Source organism: Nisaea sp. (genome assembly GCF_034670185.1).
Lineage (GTDB): Bacteria > Pseudomonadota > Alphaproteobacteria > Thalassobaculales > Thalassobaculaceae > Nisaea.
This window is the reverse complement of sequence record NZ_JAXMNY010000004.1, coordinates 378,445-400,277: the sequence shown is the minus strand read 5'-3', so window position 1 is coordinate 400,277 and position 21,833 is coordinate 378,445. Positions and strand designations below refer to the sequence as shown.

At 60.2% G+C, this 21,833-nt stretch carries 19 protein-coding genes; 10 read left to right on the top strand and 9 right to left on the bottom strand.

All coding sequences use genetic code 11. The features are described 5' to 3' along the window. Positions 1–16: 16 nt before the first annotated feature. The 4 genes from VOI22_RS18220 to VOI22_RS18205 all read right to left on the bottom strand — a co-directional run bounded on the left by VOI22_RS18220 (position 17) and on the right by VOI22_RS18205 (position 4,308). Positions 17–991: a quinone oxidoreductase gene (locus tag VOI22_RS18220; protein WP_323797865.1), complete on the bottom strand. Its 975-nt coding sequence runs from the start codon at positions 989–991 to the stop codon at positions 17–19. Positions 992–1,008: 17 nt separating this feature from the next. Beyond that, positions 1,009–1,707, bottom strand: coding sequence for a dienelactone hydrolase family protein (locus VOI22_RS18215; RefSeq protein WP_323797864.1), 699 nt, complete (start codon positions 1,705–1,707; stop codon positions 1,009–1,011). A gap of 88 nt (positions 1,708–1,795) precedes the next feature. After that, positions 1,796–2,284 carry a methylated-DNA--[protein]-cysteine S-methyltransferase gene (locus VOI22_RS18210; protein WP_323797863.1) on the bottom strand — a complete coding sequence of 163 codons (489 nt, stop codon included), beginning with the start codon at positions 2,282–2,284 and terminating at the stop codon, positions 1,796–1,798. Beyond that, on the bottom strand, positions 2,281–4,308 hold the full coding sequence (locus VOI22_RS18205; protein WP_323797862.1) for a thioredoxin domain-containing protein: 2,028 nt from the start codon (positions 4,306–4,308) through the stop codon (positions 2,281–2,283). Before VOI22_RS18205 ends, VOI22_RS18210 begins: the two co-directional genes overlap by 4 nt. Positions 4,309–4,410: 102 nt before the next feature. Here VOI22_RS18205 and mnmE point away from each other — a divergent pair, with 102 nt between their 5' ends. The 5 genes from mnmE (at position 4,411) to VOI22_RS18180 (ending at position 10,252) form a co-directional block, all read left to right on the top strand. Then, positions 4,411–5,772 carry a tRNA uridine-5-carboxymethylaminomethyl(34) synthesis GTPase MnmE gene (mnmE, locus tag VOI22_RS18200; RefSeq protein ID WP_323797861.1) on the top strand — a complete coding sequence of 454 codons (1,362 nt, stop codon included), beginning with the start codon at positions 4,411–4,413 and terminating at the stop codon, positions 5,770–5,772. 117 nt (positions 5,773–5,889) lie between these two features. Beyond that, on the top strand, positions 5,890–7,752 hold the full coding sequence (gene mnmG / locus VOI22_RS18195) for a tRNA uridine-5-carboxymethylaminomethyl(34) synthesis enzyme MnmG (RefSeq protein WP_323797860.1): 1,863 nt from the start codon (positions 5,890–5,892) through the stop codon (positions 7,750–7,752). Continuing rightward, positions 7,718–8,392: a 16S rRNA (guanine(527)-N(7))-methyltransferase RsmG gene (rsmG, locus tag VOI22_RS18190; RefSeq protein ID WP_323797859.1), complete on the top strand. Its 675-nt coding sequence runs from the start codon at positions 7,718–7,720 to the stop codon at positions 8,390–8,392. Before mnmG ends, rsmG begins: the two co-directional genes overlap by 35 nt. Further along, positions 8,364–9,191: an AAA family ATPase gene (locus VOI22_RS18185; protein ID WP_323797858.1), complete on the top strand. Its 828-nt coding sequence runs from the start codon at positions 8,364–8,366 to the stop codon at positions 9,189–9,191. The genes rsmG and VOI22_RS18185 overlap by 29 nt, the downstream gene beginning before the upstream one ends. Further along, positions 9,188–10,252 carry a ParB/RepB/Spo0J family partition protein gene (locus tag VOI22_RS18180; protein ID WP_323797857.1) on the top strand — a complete coding sequence of 355 codons (1,065 nt, stop codon included), beginning with the start codon at positions 9,188–9,190 and terminating at the stop codon, positions 10,250–10,252. The genes VOI22_RS18185 and VOI22_RS18180 overlap by 4 nt, the downstream gene beginning before the upstream one ends. Before the next feature lie 6 nt (positions 10,253–10,258). Here VOI22_RS18180 and holA read toward each other — a convergent pair whose 3' ends face one another. The 4 genes from holA to VOI22_RS18160 all read right to left on the bottom strand — a co-directional run bounded on the left by holA (position 10,259) and on the right by VOI22_RS18160 (position 15,031). Beyond that, complete coding sequence (holA, locus tag VOI22_RS18175) at positions 10,259–11,299, bottom strand: DNA polymerase III subunit delta (RefSeq protein ID WP_323797856.1); 1,041 nt, start codon at positions 11,297–11,299, stop codon at positions 10,259–10,261. Between the two features lie 12 nt (positions 11,300–11,311). Then, positions 11,312–11,830, bottom strand: coding sequence for an LPS assembly lipoprotein LptE (gene lptE / locus VOI22_RS18170; RefSeq protein ID WP_323797855.1), 519 nt, complete (start codon positions 11,828–11,830; stop codon positions 11,312–11,314). Then, a complete protein-coding gene (gene leuS / locus VOI22_RS18165) occupies positions 11,823–14,384 on the bottom strand; it encodes a leucine--tRNA ligase (RefSeq protein ID WP_323797854.1) in 2,562 nt (853 codons plus the stop codon). Before leuS ends, lptE begins: the two co-directional genes overlap by 8 nt. A gap of 95 nt (positions 14,385–14,479) precedes the next feature. Then, complete coding sequence (locus VOI22_RS18160) at positions 14,480–15,031, bottom strand: DUF3576 domain-containing protein (protein ID WP_323798020.1); 552 nt, start codon at positions 15,029–15,031, stop codon at positions 14,480–14,482. A 313-nt stretch (positions 15,032–15,344) separates the two neighbouring features. Here VOI22_RS18160 and VOI22_RS18155 point away from each other — a divergent pair, with 313 nt between their 5' ends. The 5 genes from VOI22_RS18155 to VOI22_RS18135 all read left to right on the top strand — a co-directional run bounded on the left by VOI22_RS18155 (position 15,345) and on the right by VOI22_RS18135 (position 21,288). Further along, positions 15,345–16,448 carry a porin gene (locus VOI22_RS18155; RefSeq protein ID WP_323797853.1) on the top strand — a complete coding sequence of 368 codons (1,104 nt, stop codon included), beginning with the start codon at positions 15,345–15,347 and terminating at the stop codon, positions 16,446–16,448. A 147-nt stretch (positions 16,449–16,595) separates the two neighbouring features. Beyond that, positions 16,596–17,783, top strand: coding sequence for a JmjC domain-containing protein (locus VOI22_RS18150; RefSeq protein WP_323797852.1), 1,188 nt, complete (start codon positions 16,596–16,598; stop codon positions 17,781–17,783). A 19-nt stretch (positions 17,784–17,802) separates the two neighbouring features. After that, positions 17,803–18,648, top strand: a complete 846-nt coding sequence (locus tag VOI22_RS18145; RefSeq protein WP_323797851.1) for a sulfotransferase domain-containing protein — start codon at positions 17,803–17,805, stop codon at positions 18,646–18,648. Between the two features lie 20 nt (positions 18,649–18,668). Next, a complete protein-coding gene (locus VOI22_RS18140) occupies positions 18,669–20,600 on the top strand; it encodes a tetratricopeptide repeat-containing sulfotransferase family protein (RefSeq protein ID WP_323797850.1) in 1,932 nt (643 codons plus the stop codon). Continuing rightward, entirely contained in the window at positions 20,593–21,288 is a 696-nt protein-coding gene (locus tag VOI22_RS18135) for a YggS family pyridoxal phosphate-dependent enzyme (RefSeq protein WP_323797849.1), read from the top strand. The genes VOI22_RS18140 and VOI22_RS18135 overlap by 8 nt, the downstream gene beginning before the upstream one ends. Here VOI22_RS18135 and VOI22_RS18130 read toward each other — a convergent pair. Continuing rightward, positions 21,285–21,824 (bottom strand): L,D-transpeptidase family protein, encoded by a 540-nt coding sequence (locus VOI22_RS18130; RefSeq protein ID WP_323797848.1) that lies wholly within the window; start codon positions 21,822–21,824, stop codon positions 21,285–21,287. The genes VOI22_RS18135 and VOI22_RS18130 overlap by 4 nt on opposite strands. Positions 21,825–21,833: the final 9 nt, after the last annotated feature.

Here is a 21,833-nt window from a genome sequence, read left to right as displayed (position 1 = left end):
GATCTGAGTCCGGACCTTACGGGATCAGGATGGTCGAACCCGTGGTCTTCCGTGCCTCGAGAGCCTCATGGGCGGCCTTGGCTTCTGCCAGCGGGAAAGTCTGGTCGATATGGATCTTCACCGCGCCTGAGGAGACCGCATCGAACAGATCGCCAGCCGTCGCGCGCAGATCTTCAGCGGTCGAGATGTAGTTGAACAGGGTCGGCCGGGTGAAGAAGAGGGACCCTTTCTGCGCGAAGATGCCGAGATTGACCGGCGGGATCGGGCCGGCAGCCTGGCCGAAGCTGACCATCAAGCCGCGCGGACGCAGGCAATCGAGGGATTTCTCGAAGGTGGTGTTACCGATAGAGTCGTAGACCACCGGCAGCATCTTGCCGTCCGTGATCTCCTTCACCCGTTCGACGAAATCCTCGTCGTTGTACAGCACGGGGTGATGACAGCCGTTGGCTTTGGCGATTTCTGCCTTTTCCTTGCTGCCGACGGTCCCGATGACGGTTGCACCGAGATGGTTGGCCCACTGGCAGACGATCTGGCCGACGCCGCCTGCCGCGGCATGGATCAGGATCGTGTCGCCCTTTCTGACCTTGTAGATCTGCCGGATCAGATACTGTGCGGTCATGCCCTTCAGCATCATCGCGGCTGCGGTCTGATCCTCGATACCGGCCGGGATCTTCACGACGCGGTCGGCGGCAATGTTGCGAGCCTCGGCATAGGAACCCGGGGGCGGGGAGGCGTAAGCCACGCGGTCGCCCACTTTCAGGTCTGACACACCGCTGCCGGCGGCCTCGACCACGCCGGCGCCTTCCATGCCGATGCCGGAGGGAAGCGGCAGGGGATAAAGGCCGCTGCGGTGATAGGTGTCGATGAAATTCAGACCGATCGCGGTATGCCGCACGGTGATTTCGCCAGCGCCCGGTGCCGCGAGATCGATGTCGGTCATTTCGAGAACCTCGGGACCGCCCGGTGCCTTAAACTGGATTGCCTTGACCATTTTTTTGTTCCCTTGTTTTAGCCGAGATGGGTTTTGAAGAAGTCTGCGGTGCGGGCATTGGCCGTCTTGGCCGCTGCCGCGTCGTAATGCGCGCCTCCCTGACGCGCAAACGCATGGTCCTGGCCTTCATAGACATGCAGCGTGACCTGCGGATTGTCTGCCAGACCGGCCTTGATCTTCGCCTGTGCCTCTTTCGGGACGAAACCGTCCTCGGAGGCCATATGGTTCAGATAAGGCTTCGAAATACCGGAGGATTCGCCAAGGAGTTCATCCAGGCCGACGCCGTAATAGCTGACAGTGCAGTCGGCGTCGGAACGGGTAGCCATCAGGTAGGTGAGCTTGCCGCCGAGGCAATAGCCGACGGACCCGGCCTTGCCGCTGCAGCCATCCATGGTCCTCAGATGGGCGAGGGTCGCCTTCAGGTCCTCGATGCCCTTATCCACATCGAAAGCATTGAATAGCTCGAACGCCTTGTCCCATTCCGCCTGGCTCTGGTCGGTGATGTCGATGCCGGGCTCGATGCGCCAGAAAATATCCGGACAGAGCACATGATATCCCTCGGCCGCATAGGCGTCCGCCTGATCGCGCATCACCTTGTTCACACCGAAGATTTCCTGGATCAGGACAATGCCCGGGGCTTTTCCACTGCCTGCGGGCGCTGCGTGATAGGCCTGAAAAGAGCCGCCATCAGCGGCTTTGATTGTCACATATGCCATTGAATGCCTCCCTCTGAAGCTGTCATTGGCGAGAGACTAGGCGTGCCGGTGATGCCGTGTCCACGCTCCGTTGCGGCATGGGTGTCCGTCAAAACAGAGAGAGCTGATCGGACTCGTGGTCGAGCAGATGCTGCTTGGTGGCGATGCCGCCGTCGCCGGAAAAGCCGGTCAGTTTGCCATTGCTGCCAACCACCCGATGACACGGGATGATGAGAGGGATCGGATTGGATCCGCAGGCTCCGCCCACCGCCCGGGCGACGCCGCCGACATGGTCCGCGATATCACCGTAGGTCCAGACTGTTCCGAAGGGGATTTCCTGCATCGCGCGCCAGACCGAGTGCTCGAAGGCTGAGCCGCGGTTAAAGGCAAGTGGAACGTCGAATTCCTTTAGCGCCTTGGCGAAGTAGGCATGTATCTGACGCTCTGTTTCCGCGAGAAGATCAGTTATTGCGTTTTCGGAATGAAGTGCAGATGTTTCACGTGAAACCCATGTCAGGCCTGTGATGGCTCCACCCTCTTCGGTCAGGTGAATGCGGCCGATTGGACTGTTGAAGCTGTGTTGATGAGGGTCGATCATGGTCGGGCCTCAAGCGCGGTTTGGAACGCTTGCGGGTCAATTTCCGGTGCTGAGCAGACCTGATTGATACAGAGATAGGCAGTGGGCACACCGTTAACAGCTCCCTTGCCATGGGCAGGGTGATTGTCCGGAAGTGCGGTGCCGTCCTGAATGATTTGCACGGTCGCAAGGGCTCGACCGGCGGTTTGAGCCGCGTTGACCATTGCGCTGGTCTCGGCCGCATCCGGATCGCCAACAATGACAATCTGCCGGCCATGCAGGAGCCATTCCATGCCATTGAGCAGCCCGGGAAATCCCTGCGGCTGTTGCTGGAAAGATCCGGCAAAGGCTTTTGTCAGAGCGTCGGAACGTTCCGCATAGGCGGCCTTTCCGGTCAGCAGCCAGAGCCGGGCAAGGCATTCGACCATTGTGCTGTTCCCGGCCGGGGTCACGTTATCGATTGCGGTCTTGGTTCGGAGCATCAGGTCTGTCTGGTCGTCTGCCGTGAAGAAGTAAGAGCCGTCCTTCGGATCTCGGAAATGCCGATCGAGGACGGAAACCCATGCCTCCGCTTTCGCCAGATACTCGGGCTTCCCGGTCGCGGATTCGAGGGAAAGGGCGGCGAGGATCATGTTGGCATAATCGTCCAGGGTGGCCGCATGCTTTGCCTGTCCGTTCCGGCAGGAATGCAGCAAACGCCCGTCTTTCTCCATATTGCTCGTGATGAAGGCGAAGGCGACTTCCGCACGGGCGAGCCAGTCCGCCTCCCCGAGGAGGATTGCCGCGTCGGCGAGCGCCGCGATCATCAGGCCGTTCCAGTCAGCCAGTACCTTGTCGTCCCAGCTTGGGCGGATGCGTTTATCGCGCAGGGTCAGGAGGTGCTGGCGGGCGGCAGTGAGCTTTGCTTCGATCTCTTCGGGAAAGGGGCCCTTGCGGTGGCGCCGGTTCAGGATCACCGTGCCTTCCCAATTGCCGCCGGGCGTGACGTCATAATGTTCCGCGAAGAGCGCGGAATCATGACCTGCTTCCGTCAGACTTTCGGAGATTTCTTCGGCGCTCCAGACGTAGAACTTTCCTTCCTCGCCCTCGCTGTCCGCGTCGAGGGCGGAAGCGAAGCCGCCTCCCTCGGAAATCATTTCCCGGAACAGCCAGTCGACCGTCTCACGGATGCGCTGTTCATAGAGCGGGTTTGGCTCCTGGCGCTGCATCTCGGTCATCAGGGCGACAAGCTGGGCATTGTCGTAGAGCATCTTCTCGAAATGCGGGGCCAGCCATTCAGCGTCAGTCGAATAGCGGGCGAACCCGCCGCCCAGATGATCGTAAATCCCGCCTTCGCACATGGCGGTGACGGAGGTCCGCACAGCCTGTAGCATCTGGTCGTTCCTGGTGCGCTGGCCCGTCCGCCAGAGGAATTTCAGGATGGTCGGCTGGGGGAATTTAGGTGCATCGCCGATCCCGCCATAGACCGGGTCATGCTGGGAGAGGAACTGGGCGGCAACGTCCGGCGCAGCTTCCAGCGGGATGCGCGTGCCGGGGTTGCCGGCGAAGACGGTCTCCAGACGTTGTGCGATGGCCGTGACATTGCTGGATACGCGTCCGGGATCCTCCCGGTAGACGCCTTCGATCTGGCGCAACACATCCCGGAAGGCCGGCCGGCCATAGCGCTGATCCGGAGGAAAATAAGTGCCGCCCCAGAAGGGCGCGCCTTCCGGCGTCAGGAACATGGTGAGCGGCCAGCCGCCCTGCTGGCCCGTGATGGCGAGGGCGGTCTGATAGATCATGTCGAGATCCGGCCGTTCCTCCCGATCCACCTTGACGTTGACGAACAGCTCGTTCATCACCGCTGCGGTATCGGGGTCCTCGAAACTTTCGTGGGCCATGACATGACACCAATGGCAGGCGGCATATCCGACGGAGAGCAGGATCGGCTTGTCCGCCCGGCGCGCCATGGCAATGGTGTCTTCCGACCAGGTCTGCCAATGCACCGGATTTTCCCGGTGTTGCAGAAGATAGGGGCTGGTTTCCTTGTCGAGCTCGTTGCGCATGGGGCAGCATCCGGGTCGGGGTTTGGATTGTTCTCAAGCTCAAGGTGAGGGCTGGGACCCATGAGGTCCAGCGCTGCGTGTGGCACGGGAGTCTGGAACGGGATGAACGGATCGGCGGAAGAGACGATTTACGCGCTTGCCACGGCATCGGGGCGGGCAGGTGTCTCGATGTTCCGGGTCTCGGGCCCGGCGGCATTCGAGGGATTGCAGCGTCTGACCGGCCTGATCGGGGTTGAACCGCGGATGGCTGTGCGGGCGACGGTCTCCGACGGTGACGGCGCGATTGATGACGGTCTGGTTCTGGCCTTTCCGGGCCCAGCCAGTTTTACCGGCGAAGATGTGGTGGAGTATCAGATGCACGGCGGCCGCGCCGTGCAGTCCGCGATGCTGCGGGCGTTGGCGGCACAGCCTGGATACCGGATGGCGGAGCCGGGCGAGTTTTCCCGGCGTGCGGTGCTCAACGGCAAAATGGATCTGACTGCGGCTGAAGGTATCGCTGATTTGGTGGATGCGGAGACAGAGGCCCAGAGGCTTCAGGCCCGGCGTCAGAGCCGGGGCGCGCTGGGTGCGCTGTACCAGGACTGGCGGCAACGGATGCTTCGGGTGCTCGGCCATATCGAGGCGCTGGTCGATTTTCCGGACGAAGATCTGCCTCCGGAGGTCTGGGACGGGATCCGGGGCCAAGTGTATGACCTTGATGCGTCGATTTCGGCCCATTTGGACGATGGCGGACGGGGTGAACGCCTTCGGGACGGACTACGTATGGTCATTATAGGACCCCCGAACGCCGGTAAGTCTTCCCTCCTAAACTGGCTCTCCAAAAGGGATGCAGCGATAGTGTCCGACGTAGCGGGCACGACACGCGACGTCATCGAGATCCATCTGGATATATCCGGGTATCCCATTCTGGTAGCGGATACCGCAGGACTCCGTGAAGGGGCAGACTTTATCGAATCCGAGGGCATTCGCAGGGCGCGCGCCTGGGCGGATTCGGCTGACTTGGTCCTCGATCTGGCGGACGCCCGGTCTACCGGGGAGAAGGATGAGGTGGAGCCGGTCTCCGGGAATGCCGAACGGATCTTGATCGCGACCAAAGCTGATTTGCTTTCCGATGCTGAACGAGGCGTGCTCGAAAAAGACCGTGTCGCAGTTTCCGTGGCGACGGGTGAGGGCATGGACGGCCTTCTGGCGATGATCGCCGATAAAGCGGCGATCCTGATGGATCTGGGTGAAGCACCGGCGATTACCCGGGCCCGGCACCGTGAAGGGCTGACGGAATCCTTGGAGCATTTGCGCCGCGCGCTCGGACAATGTGCGTTTGAGGCGGATGAGTTTGACGTTGAATACGGCCTCGTGGCCGAGGACTTGCGACTGGCGGCGCGGGCGCTGGGACGTGTGACGGGAGCGGTTGATATCGAGGAAATCCTCGATCTTGTGTTCTCGGAGTTCTGCATCGGCAAATAGAGGTTCTGTTTCACGTGAAACATGCAGAGCGGGTATCGCGAAACAGAGATTGCCTTTTGCCGGGCGTCACAGCATTTTGGGCTACATATTTTCCGCACTGATCCGGAGACGGACGCGATGTACGACGTGATAGTCGTTGGCGGCGGCCATGCAGGCTGCGAAGCGGCCGCAGCAGCGGCCCGGATGGGCGCTCGCACGCTTCTCGCCACCCATAAGATCGAGACCATCGGAGAGATGTCCTGCAACCCGGCAATCGGGGGGCTCGGCAAGGGGCACCTCGTGCGCGAAGTGGATGCATTGGACGGAATCATGGGTCGCGCCATTGACCGGGCGGGTATCCAGTTCCGCATGTTGAACCGGAGCAAGGGCCCGGCTGTTCGCGGCCCGCGGGCCCAGGCGGACAGGGCGCTGTATCGCGCGGCAATCCGGGACCTGCTTGAAAATCAGGAAAACCTGACGATCGAAGCGGCTGCCGTGGAAGATCTGTTGCTGGACGAGTCAGGTGCGATTACAGGGATCGTTGTCGATGGCGGCCGGGAGATCAAAGCCGGTGCCGTTGTGTTGACGACCGGGACGTTTCTGCGCGGCGAGATTCATCTGGGTGAGGAACGTCGGCCGGCCGGCCGCGTCGGTGACGCACCATCTGTTGCGCTCGCCGAGACCCTGGCGCGCTTTGGCTTCAAGCTCGGTCGCCTCAAGACAGGAACACCGGCACGGCTCGACGGAACGACAATCGACTGGTCCGGTCTGCAGGAGCAGAAGGCGGATGATCCGCCCGAGCCGTTTTCCTATCTGACAGACCGCATAACGGTGCCGCAGATCAGCTGCCATATCACCTATACGAACCCGGAAACGCACCAGGTCATTCGGGATAATTTGCATCGTTCGGCGATGTATGGCGGACGGATCGAGGGGGTCGGTCCGCGCTACTGTCCGTCAATCGAGGACAAGGTGGTTCGGTTCGAGGATCGCTCTCAACATCAGATTTTTCTTGAGCCTGAAGGGCTTGATGATCCGACTGTCTATCCGAACGGGATTTCGACGTCGCTACCGGCCGATGTTCAGGCGGAAATGTTCAAGACCATCCCGGGCCTGGAGAATGCCCGGATCATCCGGCCTGGATACGCCATCGAGTACGATTATGTGGACCCGCGCGAGCTTTCCCACACACTGGCGACCAAGAAGATCCCCGGGCTTTATTTTGCCGGGCAGATCAATGGTACGACGGGATACGAGGAAGCGGCCGCGCAGGGCTTGATGGTCGGTGTGAATGCCGCGCTCCGCACCGGCGGCCAGGAGCATGACTTCGTTTTGGATCGTGCGGACGCTTATATCGGTGTCCTGATCGACGACCTGGTGACGAAAGGGGTGAGCGAGCCCTATCGCATGCTGACCTCCCGCGCCGAGTACCGGCTGCGGTTGCGGGCCGATAATGCGGACCAGCGGCTTACGCAGAAGGGCATGGAAATAGGCTGTGTCAGAGCGGAGCGGGCGGGGATCTTCGAGGTCAAGCGTAGCGCGATCCAGCAGGGCCGGGAACTTGCCCTGAAGCTCGGCGATACACCAAACGCGCTGCAGAAAGCCGGAATCAAGATCAATCAGGATGGCGTCTGGCGGAGTGCCTACGATCTGCTTGGGTATCGCACCGTCGGCTGGGATGCGCTTGTTGCGCTCTGGCCGGATCTTGGCTCTCTGGAGCCGGCAGTAGCCGAGCAGGTGCAGATCGATGCGCAGTATGCCGGTTATATAGAGCGGCAGGAGGTAGACGTTGCGGCCTATCGCCGGGACGAGGCGCTGGAGATCCCGGCGGGCCTCGACTATGCGCTTGTCTCCGGCCTCTCCACCGAGGTGCGTGAGAAATTCACCAAGGTGGCGCCGCGGACCATCGGGCAGGCTGCCCGGATTGACGGAGTGACGCCCGCAGCCGTGATCCTGCTCCTGCGGTATGTCCGGCGTCTGGCTAAACAAGACGCCGCTTGAAGACGGAGACACCGTGAATCCTGAAGAGTTTGCCGCCCGTGCCGGCGTTTCACGTGAAACGCTGGAGAGGCTGAAAACCTACGCAGAGATGGTTGAGCGATATCAGCGAGCAATCAATCTGGTATCCAAAAACACACTCGGCGATATCTGGCGCCGGCACTTTCTGGATTCCGCGCAGGTCTTTCCTGAGTTACCCAAAAATCACACGCGTGTTCTCGACCTCGGAAGCGGGGCCGGTTTCCCCGGCATGGTCCTCGCGATCATGGGCGCGAGGGACGTGCATCTTTGTGAATCAGATCAACGCAAATCGGTCTTTCTGCGGGAGGTTGCACGGGCCTGCGGAGCTGAGGCGACGGTTCACTCTTGTAGAATTGAGGAACTCGAACCACTAGATGTAGATGTAGTCTCCGCACGTGCTCTCGCGACTGTCGATGTATTACTCGACTACTCCAAGCCACACCTCAAGGACGACGGGTGTTGTCTCTTCTTAAAGGGTAGGGCTGTCCAGAAGGAATTGACTACTGCACGGGAAAGGTGGAATATGGCTGAAACCCTCACCCCGAGCTGGTCGGACCCCGAGGGATGTCTCTTGCGCTTGGAGGGCATATCATATGTCAGAAGCAATGGTGCTGAGGGGTGATGCAGCCGTAGCGCCCCGAATTTTGGCGGTTGTTAATCAAAAAGGCGGGGTTGGCAAGACCACAACAGCCATAAACCTCGCAACTGCGCTTGCGGCCTGTCAGAAAAAGGTCCTGGTGATCGACCTCGATCCGCAGGGCAATGCGAGCACCGGATTGGGCGTGCCGCGCAATAATCGCGAGAATGACTCCTACTCGGTCCTTATCGGCGCCTCGCCGATTTCCGAAGCAATCACCGCAACCGATGTCCCCCGCCTCTCCATCGTGCCGTCCTCCGTCCATCTTTCTGGCGCGGAGATCGAACTGGTCACCATGGAAGACCGGGAGTTCCGTCTCCGTGAGGCTCTGGTCCGGCATCTCGCCGCCGGCCGGAACACATATGACTATATCCTGATCGACTGTCCGCCCTCGCTTGGCCTGCTGACACTGAATGCGTTGGTCGCGGCTGATGCGGTGCTGGTGCCGCTGCAATGCGAGTTCTATGCGCTTGAAGGTCTGAGCCAGCTGATGCGGACCATCGAGCGGATCCGTCAGGCCTTCAACCCTGACCTGGAAATCCAGGGCGTGGTGCTGACCATGTTCGACCGCCGCAACAATCTCTCGCTTGCGGTCGCCGAGGATGTACGGGAGCATTTCGGGGACAAGGTTTACCGGACGGTGATCCCGCGGAATGTGCGGATCTCGGAAGCCCCGTCTCACGGGCTGCCGGTGATTGTCTATGATATGCGCTGCTCCGGCTCGCAGGCCTATATCCATCTGGCCAGCGAGGTGATGAAGCGCGAAAGGAGCATTGCCGCGTGAGCACGGAAGAGGGCAGCGCCAAGAAACGCCGTCTCGGACGGGGACTTGCCTCACTGCTTGGCGAGGATGGTTCGGAATCCGGCTCGGTCGACCGGATGCAGCAAAGCCGGACGGTGCCGATCGAGCATGTCCATCCGGGCCGTTTCCAGCCGCGCCGCATTTTCAATGAAGAAGAGCTCGAGGCGCTTGCCGAGAGTATTCGCGAGAAGGGTGTCATCCAGCCGATCCTGCTGCGGCGGGACCCGGACCGGGACGGCACCTTCGAGATCATTGCCGGTGAACGACGCTGGCGGGCGGCCCAACGCGCGCAGCTGCATGAGATCCCGGCACAGATCCGGGAGTTCGATGACCGCGAAGCACTCGAGATCGCGATCATCGAGAATGTGCAGCGCGAGGATCTCAGTCCGCTGGAAGAGGCGGAGGGCTACCAACGCCTCGTGGACGGTCACGGTCACTCCCAGTCCGATGTTGCGCAAGCCGTTGGAAAGAGCCGGAGTCACGTCGCGAACATGATGCGACTCCTGGCACTACCGACAGAGGTCAGAGCGCATCTCGAAGGCGGGGATATTTCCGCTGGGCATGCCCGGGCTCTGCTGACGGCGGAGCATCCGGCGGCACTGGTTTCCGAAGTTGTCCGGCGCCAACTCAATGTACGCGAGACGGAACGTCTGGTGCAGAAGGAGAAGCAGCCGGCTTCGTCCTCGACGCCACGTCAGGCCCGGCAAAAGCGGTCGATCGAAAAAGACGCCGATACCAGGGCGCTGGAGAAAGACCTCTCGGACAAGCTCGGACTGCATGTGGAAATCGCTGCGGGAGTCGATGGTCAGTCTGGCGCGGTGATGATCCGGTATGAATCTCTGGAGCAACTGGACTCGCTGTTGGCGATCATGAGCGCGCCGCGGATGGTCTCGGCTGATATGAGTGCGCCGGCTATGTCCGGATTTCTGGCGGACGTTCCGGACTACGATCAGGAGACAGCGGAGGAGATTGCCGGTGCGGATGGCAATTCCATCGACTTCAGTGACCTGATGGAAGAGGGCGACACCGCAAAACCGGCCTGAGCCCGTTTATCGCGACCCTCTAGGACGCCCTCTGGCGGCACTGTAGGCAAGTCCCAGCAGGGTCTGCCCCGCAACAGAGAGATCCGGCGTTCCTGTGGACTTACAGAGCGTTTCAGCCTCGGAAAGCCTGGTCAGAGCGAGCCGAAGCCGCTGAATTGGCCAGGAGCGGAGCTGCGCCATGAAAGCCGGCTTCACGGCGAAGAATATTGGCGGTCTCAACTTCTGTACGGCCTGGTCTGCATTGTCGCCGGCGGCGATATGCGCAGCGGCCCGATGCAGGCGCTGAAAATGCCGGATTGCCGCTCTGAGGACGCCCACCGGATTAAGTCCATCGGCATAGCCCCGCCGAAGCAGACGGTCGGCGGCTGTTATATCTCCGCTGGCCACCGCGATCGCGATCTGGTCCAGGGCGAGGGCGCTGCTATCCCCGACCATGCTCTGCGTATCCTCAAGGCTAGCTTCGCCGCCTTTGCCGACATAGAGCGCAAGCTTTTCCAGCTCGGACCGGGTGACCCGCCGGTCGCCACCCAGATGCTCCATCATGTAGGCATGGGCATCCGGTGTGGCCCGGACGTCGAAAGCGCTGAGGGTTTCGCGGATCACGGCATCCAGTCCCGCTCCGCTATCGAGATAGCAGGGGATGGCCGCCGCGCTCTTGCTTGTCTCGAAAAGTTTGCGGAGCTTCGAACGCGCCTCTAGTGCGCCGGCCTCGATGATGATCATGCTGTCGCCGGTTTCGGCATTCAGCGCGAGTTCCGCAGCGGCGGTTACCGTATCGGTCGCGCCACGCAAGCGGACCAGCCGACGTCCGCCGGTCAGGGAAATAGCGGCTGCCTCATCGGCAATCCGGCTTGGCTCATCCTTCAGAACTTCCGGCGTAAGATCAGCGACCTGAAACGGATCGGACAGATCCTCGACGATGGTCTTGCCAATTCTATCGGAGACTTCGCGGACCTGACCGCCGTCTGCTCCATAGATCAGAACGGCTCCGACGCTATCCGGAGGGCGGCGGATGAAACCGGCAATCTCGTTCGATTTCAGCTTCATTGCCTGTCCGGGTTAGCTGCCGCGAATACGATTGAAATAGAGTCCGAGGCGAAGCCGGATGTCCTCGCCGATTTCATCGGCCGCCCGTCGCCGTGCATCCTTTTCCGCCGCGAGAATGGCAAAATCGGAATCCACCCGGTTGAAGGTGGTGGTGGACTCAGCCCGACCACTATTCACCGGCTGTCCATTTGTCAGATCTACAAGAGTGAAGTCCGCGACAAACCGGACCTTGGAAAAGGTCGAGGTGGAATCCTTCAGGATCACAAGGTCGGATCGGTTTTCGGTCAGGCTTACATCCAGCCGGTACCGGGCCCGGGCCGGAACGCCCCGCGGTGTCAGCTTGTCCTGCAGGCTGTTGCGGAGCAACTGGCCGCCACGGTCTGCAATTGGAGAAATCTTGATGGCGGCCAGATCGACTGTGACGCTGCTGCTCGTGCCGCCCGCGCTCCGAGTGCCGTAGACCGGCTGAAACCCGCAGGCGCCGAGGGTCAGGACCAGAAGGACGGCAAGGGCTGTCAGCGATCTAGGCAACGATATTCACAATCTTGTTCGGCACCACAATCACGCGGCGTGGCGGCTTTCCTTCGAGGATCTTCTGCACATTCTCGACGGCCAGTGCGGCTTCCTCAACCAGTGCTTTGTCAGCATCGCGTGCCACCTCGATTGTGCCACGCAGCTTGCCGTTGACCTGAACGCCGATGGTCAGCGTATCGTCCGTAACGAGGGCTTCATCGAAGTCCGGCCAGGGCCGGTCCGTCAGCATGCCGTCTCCGCCGAGTTGCTGCCAGAGCTCTTCGGCGATATGCGGCACCATCGGCTCGATCAGCCTGACCAGCGTCTCGTAACCGAAGCGCCGCGCCCAAGCTGAGCCGTCATCGTCGCCATCGAGCTCGGCCAGAGAGTTGCTGAGCTCGCGAACCTGGGCGACCGCTGTGTTGAAGCGGAATCGTTCTACGGCCTCTTCGATTGCCTTGATGGCTTTATGGGTCGCGCGCTCGGCCGCTTCCGCCGCGGCACCGATATCGGCCGGGCGGGCTGTTCCATGCGGGGCGAACGGCTTTGCCGGCTCGGTGATCAGGCGCCACAGACGGCTGAGATAGCGCCAGGCTCCGTCAACACCGGACTCCGTCCATTCCAGATCCCGCTCGGGCGGCGAGTCCGACAGCATGAACAGGCGTGCTGTGTCCGCGCCGTAGGATCCGATGATGTTTTCCGGATCGACAACGTTGCGCTTCGACTTGCTCATCTTTTCAATACGTCCGGTCTTCACCGGCGCATCGTCCTTGATCGTGACGTAGCCGTCGCCTTCCTTGCGGACCTCGGTCGGGAACAGCCAGGCGCCGTTCTGATCCTTGAAGGTCTCGTGGCAGACCATGCCCTGGGTCATCAGGCCGGCGAACGGCTCGTCGAGATCGAGGTAGCCGCACTTGTGGAGTGCACGGGTGAAGAAGCGGGAATAGAGCAGGTGCAGGACCGCATGCTCGATGCCGCCGATATACTGATCGACTGGTAGCCAATATTCGGCGGCTTCCTTGGAGAAGGCGTTCTCGGCCTTGGCGTCCGCGAAACGGGCGAAGTACCAGGAGGATTCGAAGAAGGTATCGAATGTATCGGTCTCGCGCTCGGCCTTGCCGCCGCAACTCGGGCAGGTGACATATTTCCAGGTCGGATGCCGGTCCAGCGGGTTGCCGGTGCCTTCGAAATCGACATCCTCGGGCAGCTCGACGGGCAGGTCGGCTTCCGGAACGGGAACCTCGCCGCAATCCGGGCAGTGGATGAACGGAACAGGACAGCCCCAATAGCGCTGCCGCGAGACACCCCAGTCGCGCAGACGATAGGTTGTGGTTTTCTCGCCCTGTTCGGCGCCTTGCAGCCGCTCGGCGACTTTCGATTTGGCGTCTTCCACGGACAAGCCGTCCAGAAAGTCCGAATTATAGATCTTGCCGGGGCCGGTATAGGCCTCGGTGCCGACTTCGAAAGTCTCGGCATCGGCTTCCGGCGGCAGCACCACGGGCGTCACGGGCAGATCGTATTTGCGCGCGAAGTCCAGATCGCGTTGGTCGTGCGCAGGGCAGCCGAAGATGGCGCCGGTGCCATATTCCATGAGCACGAAATTCGCGACATAGACCGGCAACTCCCAGCTGTCGTCCAACGGGTGGGTGACTTTGAGGCCGGTATCGAAGCCCTTCTTCTCGGCGGTTTCGATCTCGGTCTCGCTGGTGCCCATGCGGTTGCATTCCGCAATGAACTCGGCCAGTGCGGGATTGTTTTCAGCCACCTTGGCCGCGATCGGATGGTTCGCCGCGATCGCGCAGAATGAGGCGCCGTAAAGCGTATCCGGCCGGGTGGTGAAGACCTCAAGCTTGTCGTCCGCATCCTTCAGCTCGAAGAAGACGCGGGCGCCTTCGGATTTGCCGATCCAGTTGTGCTGCATCAGCGTGACCCGGTCCGGCCAGCGGTCCAGACCCTCAAGAGCCTGCAGCAGGTCCTCGGCATATTCCGTGATCTTCAGGAACCATTGGGAGAGCAGGCGCTTTTCGACAGGCGCGCCGGAGCGCCAGCCCATGCCGTCGATGACCTGCTCGTTTGCCAGAACGGTGTTCTCGACCGGATCCCAGTTGACCCAGCTTTCCTTCTTGTAGGCGAGGCCTGCCTTATAGAAGTCGATGAACATCTTCTGTTCGTGGCGGTAATAGTCCGGATCGCAGGTCGCAATCTCACGGCGCCAGTCGTAGGACAGCCCCATGGTCTTCAGCTGATCGCGCATCGAGGCGATGTTTTCGTGTGTCCATTTTGCCGGATGGACGCCGCGCTCGAAAGCCGCATTCTCGGCCGGAAGCCCGAATGCGTCCCAGCCCATCGGGTGCAGAACGTTGAAGCCCTTGGCTTTTTTGTAGCGGGCAACGAGATCGCCGAGCGTGTAGTTCCGGACATGTCCCATATGGATGCGCCCGGACGGGTAGGGGAACATCTCAAGCACATAATATTTCGGCTTGTCCGGGTCCTCCGTCACTTCGAAGCAGCGGTTCTCTTCCCAGGCGCGCTGCCATTTGGTTTCGGTTTCGCGGAAATTGTAACGGGACATCTTTTAGCCTTGGTCGGTGGCGCCCTGCGCCTGATCTTCTGTATTGGTCCGGCACATGAGCGTGCCGGTGCCAAAACTCATATGGACGAGGGTGATCAGTTCTTGGTGGAACCGATGCGCAGTTGCCGCGCCCGCGTTAAAATCGCGTCCTCAAGGTCTCTGTGCAGCTTTTCTTCCGTGCCCAGATCCTGCCACTGGCCGGATGCCGTGAGCTTCTGCTTGAAGACCTTGGCTCTTATGCCATCGGACCGCAATGCGCGGTCGAGGATGAAGACATTGATCTTGAAGCGCTCGCTCGGCGTGTCCGGCGGCGAATACCAATCGGTGATGATGACACCACCAAACGGGTCTGCCGATGCCAATGGCATAAAGGAGATCGTGTCGAGAGATGCGCGCCAGAGGTAGCTGTTCACGGCAATGCCGGACCCGGCAGAAGCCTGCTGGTTGTCCACATCGCTCCCAAGCAGGGTGAAGCCATCCTCGCCGAAGATCTTCTCTTCTTTTTCGTAGGTTGGTCTTCCTCCGGCACCAGTGCGCGGATATTCGTATTCGATATCAGCACCTGAACATGCCGTAAGGGATGCCATCCCAAGCAGCGCCAGCAGGCGCAGGCCCTTGTTTAGCTCCAGAAGACCCGGAATTTTCATATCAGCCAAGACTCGCACTCGCGTTTCGATACGGACGAGACGCCTTTTACCGTTTCTCTTGCCCGTGAACAACTTGACATATGATCACGCCGGTTCTGCATGCAAGAATCCCGATAAATACAAGCGCAGCCATCGATTTGTGGCATTTTCGCCACATTGAGACAGATTTGCATAAATGCCCAGCCTGTCTTTCTTGACGGTCAAATGCCGAGAGAATAGTGATGCTGTGACGTGAGGTTAGGGGGTTAGGCAGATTCTCTGCAAACAACTTACCGCGTTACTTAACCGATGACTCTCGGGAGTAGGGGAAAAGATGAAAAAGATTCTTCTCGGAACGACTGCGATTGTTGCCGCTGGCATGATCGCTGCGCCGTCTGTGGATGCTGCTGAAAAGCTTAAAGTGTCCGTTGGTGGTTACATGGAACAGTGGTTCGGCTACACGACAGCTGACGACCAAAGCTCCGCTGATTATCAGGGCTTCGCTAACGTCTCTGATGCGGAAATCCACTTCAAGGGCATGACCACCCTCGACAACGGCATCTCTGTCGGCGTCAATGTCCAGCTGGAAGCCAACAGCAACCCTGGCGACCAGATCGACGAATCCTACTTGATCGTCAAAGGCAACTTTGGTGAGATCAACCTGGGTTCTGAAAACTCCGCGCTGTACAAGATGAACTACGGTCCGTCTGACTACGGCATCGGCATCAACTCCGGTGACCAGACCGCGTGGGTTCCGAACTCAATCGGTGCTTCCGGCGGCTTCTTCCGCAGCCCGTTCGGTTCCACCAACGTTGAGCCGAACCGGACCAACGACTCCGAAAAGCTGACCTACTACACACCGCGTGTTGAAGGCTTCCAGCTCGGTGTTTCCTACATTCCGGAATCCGGCCAGGATGACAACGGCACCGTTGATCGCAACTCTGAAGTGTCCGATGGTTATGCCATCGCTGCTAACTTCAAGCGCGACTTCGACGGCTTCAACGTCGGCCTGTCCGCTGGTTACGGCGCGTTCACCGATGGTGTCGCCGGCGCTGAAGATCCGTCTGCTTATTCCTTCGGTGCTACCGCTGGCTTCGGCGGCTTCTCCCTCGGTGGCGCTTATGCTGCTAGCGAAGGCACCACAAGTGGTGACGAAGAAACCGGTTACACCCTCGGCGCCGCTTATGCGACCGGTCCGTGGGGCGTCAGCGTCAACTGGTTCCATGGCGAGAGCGATGCGATCACCACCGCTGGTGTGATCACCAACGACGGCGAGCATGACTCCTACACCCTGAACGGCAAGTACGCTCTGGGCCCGGGTGTCACCGCTGCTGCCACGCTTGGTTATACCGAGCTCAGCACCAAGAACACCGCTTCTGCTGCTAACAACGACACCGACGGCACCTATTTCGTCGTCGGTATGAAAGTGTCCTTCTAATCCAAACGGGTTAGGGACTATGGGAAGGGGCCGCCTCGCGCGGCCCCTTTTCTTTTGCCTATCTCTTCCGCAAGCAGCTTGCCCTCTGGAACTCACAACGTCCTTGTTATACAGATCACTGACCAACCGGTATCTGGGGGCAACACGGTGCAGTTCGAGACTTTCTTCAAGAAAATCACACGCGACCAGTTCCTGAAGGATTACTGGGACAAGGCCTACTATTTCGAGCAGGGGGCCTTCGATCCCGTCAGTGATCTGTTCAACTGGGATCAGATGAACGATCTGGTCAATCGCTCCAAGCTCTGGCACGCCAACTATATGGAGATGGCGGTTGACGGAAACGTCCTGCCGTCCGAGCAATATTGCCGTCCGGGGCTTGATCGGAAGGGTATGAACGTAATGGTGCCGGACCCGGAGCGTGTGCGCTTCCTGATGTCCAAGGGTGCCAGTCTTGTTCTCGACTATATTGAGGGCATTCATCCCTCTATCCAGGACGCCACCCGCTTTATCGAGCGGCTCACCGGAACACACGCCTCCTGCAACGCCTATTGTTCCTGGAAGAGCGTGCAGGCCTATCACTCGCATTTCGACACGATGTGTGTGTTTGCGGTTCAGATCGAGGGTGAGAAGACCTGGAACATCTATCGCGGACGTGTGAACGAGGCGATCGACGTCCCGCAGGTCCGTCCGGGAGACTTTTCCAGGGAACAGCATGATCAGCAAAAGGGCGAGATCATGCAGCAGATCGTCATGCGCCCGGGCGACGTGCTCTATCTGCCGCGGGGTCTGTATCACGACGCAATGACGACGGACACTGCCTCGCTGCATCTGTCTTTCGGTGCGACCTATGTCGATGGCCACACCTCGCTCTCAATGCTCGCGCCCTTCCTGCATCAGGATGAGATTTTCCGGAAACGAATCCCACATTTTGATGATGGAACAGACCTGGAAGACTACATAACCGAGCTTGGCAAGCATGTTGCCGATCATATGGCCCGTCCCGAGTTTCACAGCCACGTTCGCAGCGTCCTGATGAGCAAAGTCGCTGACAAAGTTGTCCGGCATACGTTGCCTGACCGTACGCCTGACATCAATTTCATGGTGACCCGCCAGCCTCTGAAGCTTGCCCGCAGGGGCCAGGCCGCGATGCTGACCGGGGAAGGCTTTACGCTCGATATCGCCAAGGACGATTTTGCGGTTGCCGACTATATCGTGAAGTCCGAGGAGTTCTGGCTTTCTGATCTGCGTGCGAAGTTCCCGGATCGTGCCACGCAGTTCGAACCCTTGCTTAAAGCACTGGACCAGAGTCGCGTCATCTGGCGCCTGCGCGGATGAGCTGGACCGGCACGACCTCATGAGCGGTATCCTCTGGCTCGCGTCCTTTCCAAAGTCCGGCAACACCTGGCTCCGGGTCTTTATCGAGAACCTGTTTCGTAACAGCGTGGAACCGGTCTCGATCAATGAGCTCGGCGTGGTCCGCTACGGCGATATGATGGGGCCGCTCTACGAGAAGATTGCCGGAAAGCCGCTGCAGGAAATGAGCGATGCCGAGCTGCATGCATTGCGTGAGCCTTTGCAGAAATCCTGGGCGCAGGAACCACAGACCACCATTGTGAAGACCCACAATGCGCTCGTAATGCATGAAGGACGGCCGCTCATTTATCTCGAGTGCACGGCGGGCGCGGCATATGTCGTTCGTAATGTGTTCGATGTAACGGTTTCCTATGCGGATCACTATCGGCTCACGCTTGACGATGCGGTCGAGGCCATGACCTCGGGGCTGCAGACCACTCGGACCACGCCGGCGGCGGTGTTTCAGGTCCTTGGTACCTGGACAGATCATTACCGGAGCTGGCACGCGGTGGAGAACTTCAATCCGCTGACGCTGAGATACGAGGACATGGTGAAGAGCCCGATGAAGGCCTTTGGCTCTTTCATGCGTTATCTTGGGGTGCCTAAGAGTCCCCAGCGGTTGAAGCGGGCGATCAAGAACAGCAGCTTTTCCGTGGTTTCCAGCCAGGAAAACCAAAAAGGCTTTCGCGAGCGGGTGCACCAGTCGCAGAAATTCTTCCGTTCCGGCGGTGTCGGCGGATATCGCAAGGTATTGAGCGAGGATCATGTGAAGCGCCTGACCGACCGGCACTATGATCTGCTCCTTGAGCTCGGCTACATCACCAAGTCCGGAGTTCCCCGTGTCTGAATCCAGCGGTCTTGAAATCGATGTCCGCTCCATCGTCTGATTTCGAGCCGGTTCGGAAGCTTGCGGCCGCCGGGCGCTGGCGCGAGGCCAGGGAGCGTTATGCCCGGATCCTCCGGAAGGCAGGCAAGGATTGGCGGCCTTTCTATATGGCCGGCATGCTTGAGGCCTCGGGAGGTGATTTTGACCGGGCAGTGAAGGCTCTGGAGAAAGCCCGCGCCATGGCACCGGACGAGCTCCAGGTGGCTGTGAATCTGGCTCAGGTTCACTTGCATCGCGGGAAGCCTCACGAAGCCCTTGGTCTTCTTGATCCGCTTGCGAGCCGTCTTGGCGCAAGCCCAGCGGTGCAAAAACTCTACGGTACGGCATTGCTGGAAGCCGGCCGTGACGGTGAGGCCGTGGCGGCGCTGGAAGCAGCGTTGCGTCAGGGAGAGGACCCGGCCGTGCTTAACAACCTCGCCCTGATCTATCGGGGTCAGGGTGATCTTCACCGTTCTGTCGTCATGCTGGAACGCGCGGCCAAGCAGGATGGCGGGATCGAGATCCGGAGCAATCTCGCAAGCCTCTATCTTGCGACCGGCCGTTTCGATGACGCCCAGTTGCTGTTCGACGGGATCGCCAGGCAGGGAAGCACCGATCCGCGGGCCCTGCGCGCTCAGGCGATTTTTGCCCGGGACACCGGTCATGCGGAGCAGGCGGTGCGTCTGGCCATGCGGGCCCTTCTGTTCGACCCGACCCAGGCCGCATCCTATACGATGCTCGCCGAATTGCATGACCGGGTAACAGAGCTGGAAAAGGCGCTTTCAGTGGCTCGCCAGGGTCTCTGCCTGTTGCCGTCCGACCAATATCTGGCGGCGCTGGAGGGCCGGGCTCTTCGACGCCTGAAACGGTTCGATGAAGCTGCCGCCGGGCTCCGGAAAGCTCTGGACGGGGTCGCAGCTGGTCCCGACACGCACCGGCTCGGGTTCGAATTGGCGCAGGCACTCGACTCCCTCGGCGATCATGCCGGTGCCTTTTCATGGTTTGAGACGGCGAACCGAACCCAGCTCGATCAGTTTCGCGGCGGGTTGGCCGATCCGGAGCGGGCTTTTGCCGAAGTCGCGGCTCTCAGTGCAGCTTTTGATCAGGCTCCGGCCTGGGCTGCTTCAGCGCCGCAGCCGGAGGGTGGTGAAGCAGATCCTGTTTTCCTTATCGGTTTCCCGCGCTCGGGCACGACGTTGCTTGATCAGGTTCTCGATGCTCATCCCGGAGTGGAGGTGCTGGAAGAACGCCCATTGATCACGGGTCTGGCGACGCGATTGGGTGAGGCGGCAGGGTATCCGGGGGCACTCGAGGCCTTGCCGGAAACGATGCGGGCGGAAATGCGCGCTGCCTACTTCGCGGAACGGAACCGGTTTCTTGAGCCCTCCGACGGGGCGATCTATGTCGACAAGATGCCGCTCAATATCGTGCATGCTGGCCTGATTCTGAGAATATTTCCCCGTGCGCGGTTCATCCTGGCCCTGCGGCACCCTTGCGATGTCTGTCTGAGTTGTTTGATGCAGAACTTTGGCCTCAACCATTCGATGGCAGTCTTCTGTTCGTTGTCCGATACCATCCGGTTCTATCGCGAGGTATTCGCGCTCTGGCAGCGTTATCTGACGTACTTGAAACCTGCCTTTGTTACGGTGAAATACGAAGACATGACCCGCGATCTGCGCGGGGCGGCGGAGCCGGTTCTTGATTTTCTCGGCCTTGATTGGGACGAGCGTGTGATGGACTTCCATGAGCATGCCCGCCAGCGGGGCTATATCGCGACACCGAGTTATGCCCAGGTGACGCAGCCGCTCTATGGTCACGCCGTGGCGCGGTGGAAACGTTACGGATCGGTAATGAAGGCGGCAGCAAAAGAACTCGGGCCGGAAATAAAAGCGTTTGGATATGAGGACGAGAGCAATGGAGCAGCAGATGGCTGACGCGGGTGCAACGGTTGATGTCGGGGCCAATCTCCGGGCTGTGAAGGCACAGATCGAAGCGGCCGGAAAAGCGGCGGGCCGGGCGCCGGGAGAGGTCACGCTGGTCGCTGTTGGTAAAGTGCAGCCGGTGGAGAAGGTCGAGGCGGCTCTCGCCGAAGGGCAGCGCATTTTCGGCGAGAACCGGGTGCAGGAGGCGCAGGGAAAATGGCCGGATCTCAAGGCTCGCTATCCTGACGTGACCTTGCATCTGATCGGCCCGTTGCAGACAAACAAGGCGGCAGATGCCATCGAGCTCTTCGACGTGATCGAGACGGTCGACCGGCCGAAGTTGGCCCGGGTTCTGGCGGCGGAGATGAAAAAGCAGGGCCGGATGCTGGAGTGCTTCGTGCAGGTCAATACCGGCGAGGAGGAGCAGAAAGCAGGCGTCCTGCCGGGTGATGCTGATGCGTTTATCGAGGCATGCCGGAATGAGCATGGCCTGAACGTGGTCGGCCTGATGTGCATTCCGCCGGCCGATGACGAGCCGGCGCTTCACTTCGCCCTGTTGCGCGAAATCGCCCGGCGCCATGGGTTGGAAAAGCTCAGCATGGGCATGAGCGGAGACTATGAGGTCGCGATCGAATTCGGTGCGACCCATGTCCGCGTCGGCACGGCTATCTTCGGTGACAGGCTGAAACCCGCCGGTTAAGACGGCCCTGTTGTGTCCGCAAGCTCTGGCGGCACAACAACGGTGCCTTGGCTGCCGGTCTGCTCAAGGACCTTCAATAGATCCGGAAGGGCTAGTGCGATACAGCCTTCCGTTCCGGAATAATCCGGGCGGGCCACATGCATGAATATCGCACTGCCGCGACCCGGTATCGGCGGGGCATCGTTGTAGCCAAGCTCCACAACCACATCGTAGACCGCATCCTCGCGCTTCAGGCTTTCATGAGAGTGCGGATAAGGCAGTTTGACCAGCCGGTTGTACTGTTCCGGGTCAGCCGGATCGTCGCTCCAGCCATGATCCTCTTCGATCGGGATCGTATCCGGGCATCCGGGAATATGTTTCAGGCGATCTGCCCGGTAGAAGATCCGCCGGAAAGGAAACCGCCCAACCGGCGTTGCCCCATCACCCTCGCGCTTGTTTTCGCGGACGCCGCCTTTGCCGATAGCGCAGGTCAAGGCATGTCCATCCAGCACGATGCTATGGGAGCCGTTTTGCTCACGGCGGAGGATGAGATCCAAAGGGAGGCA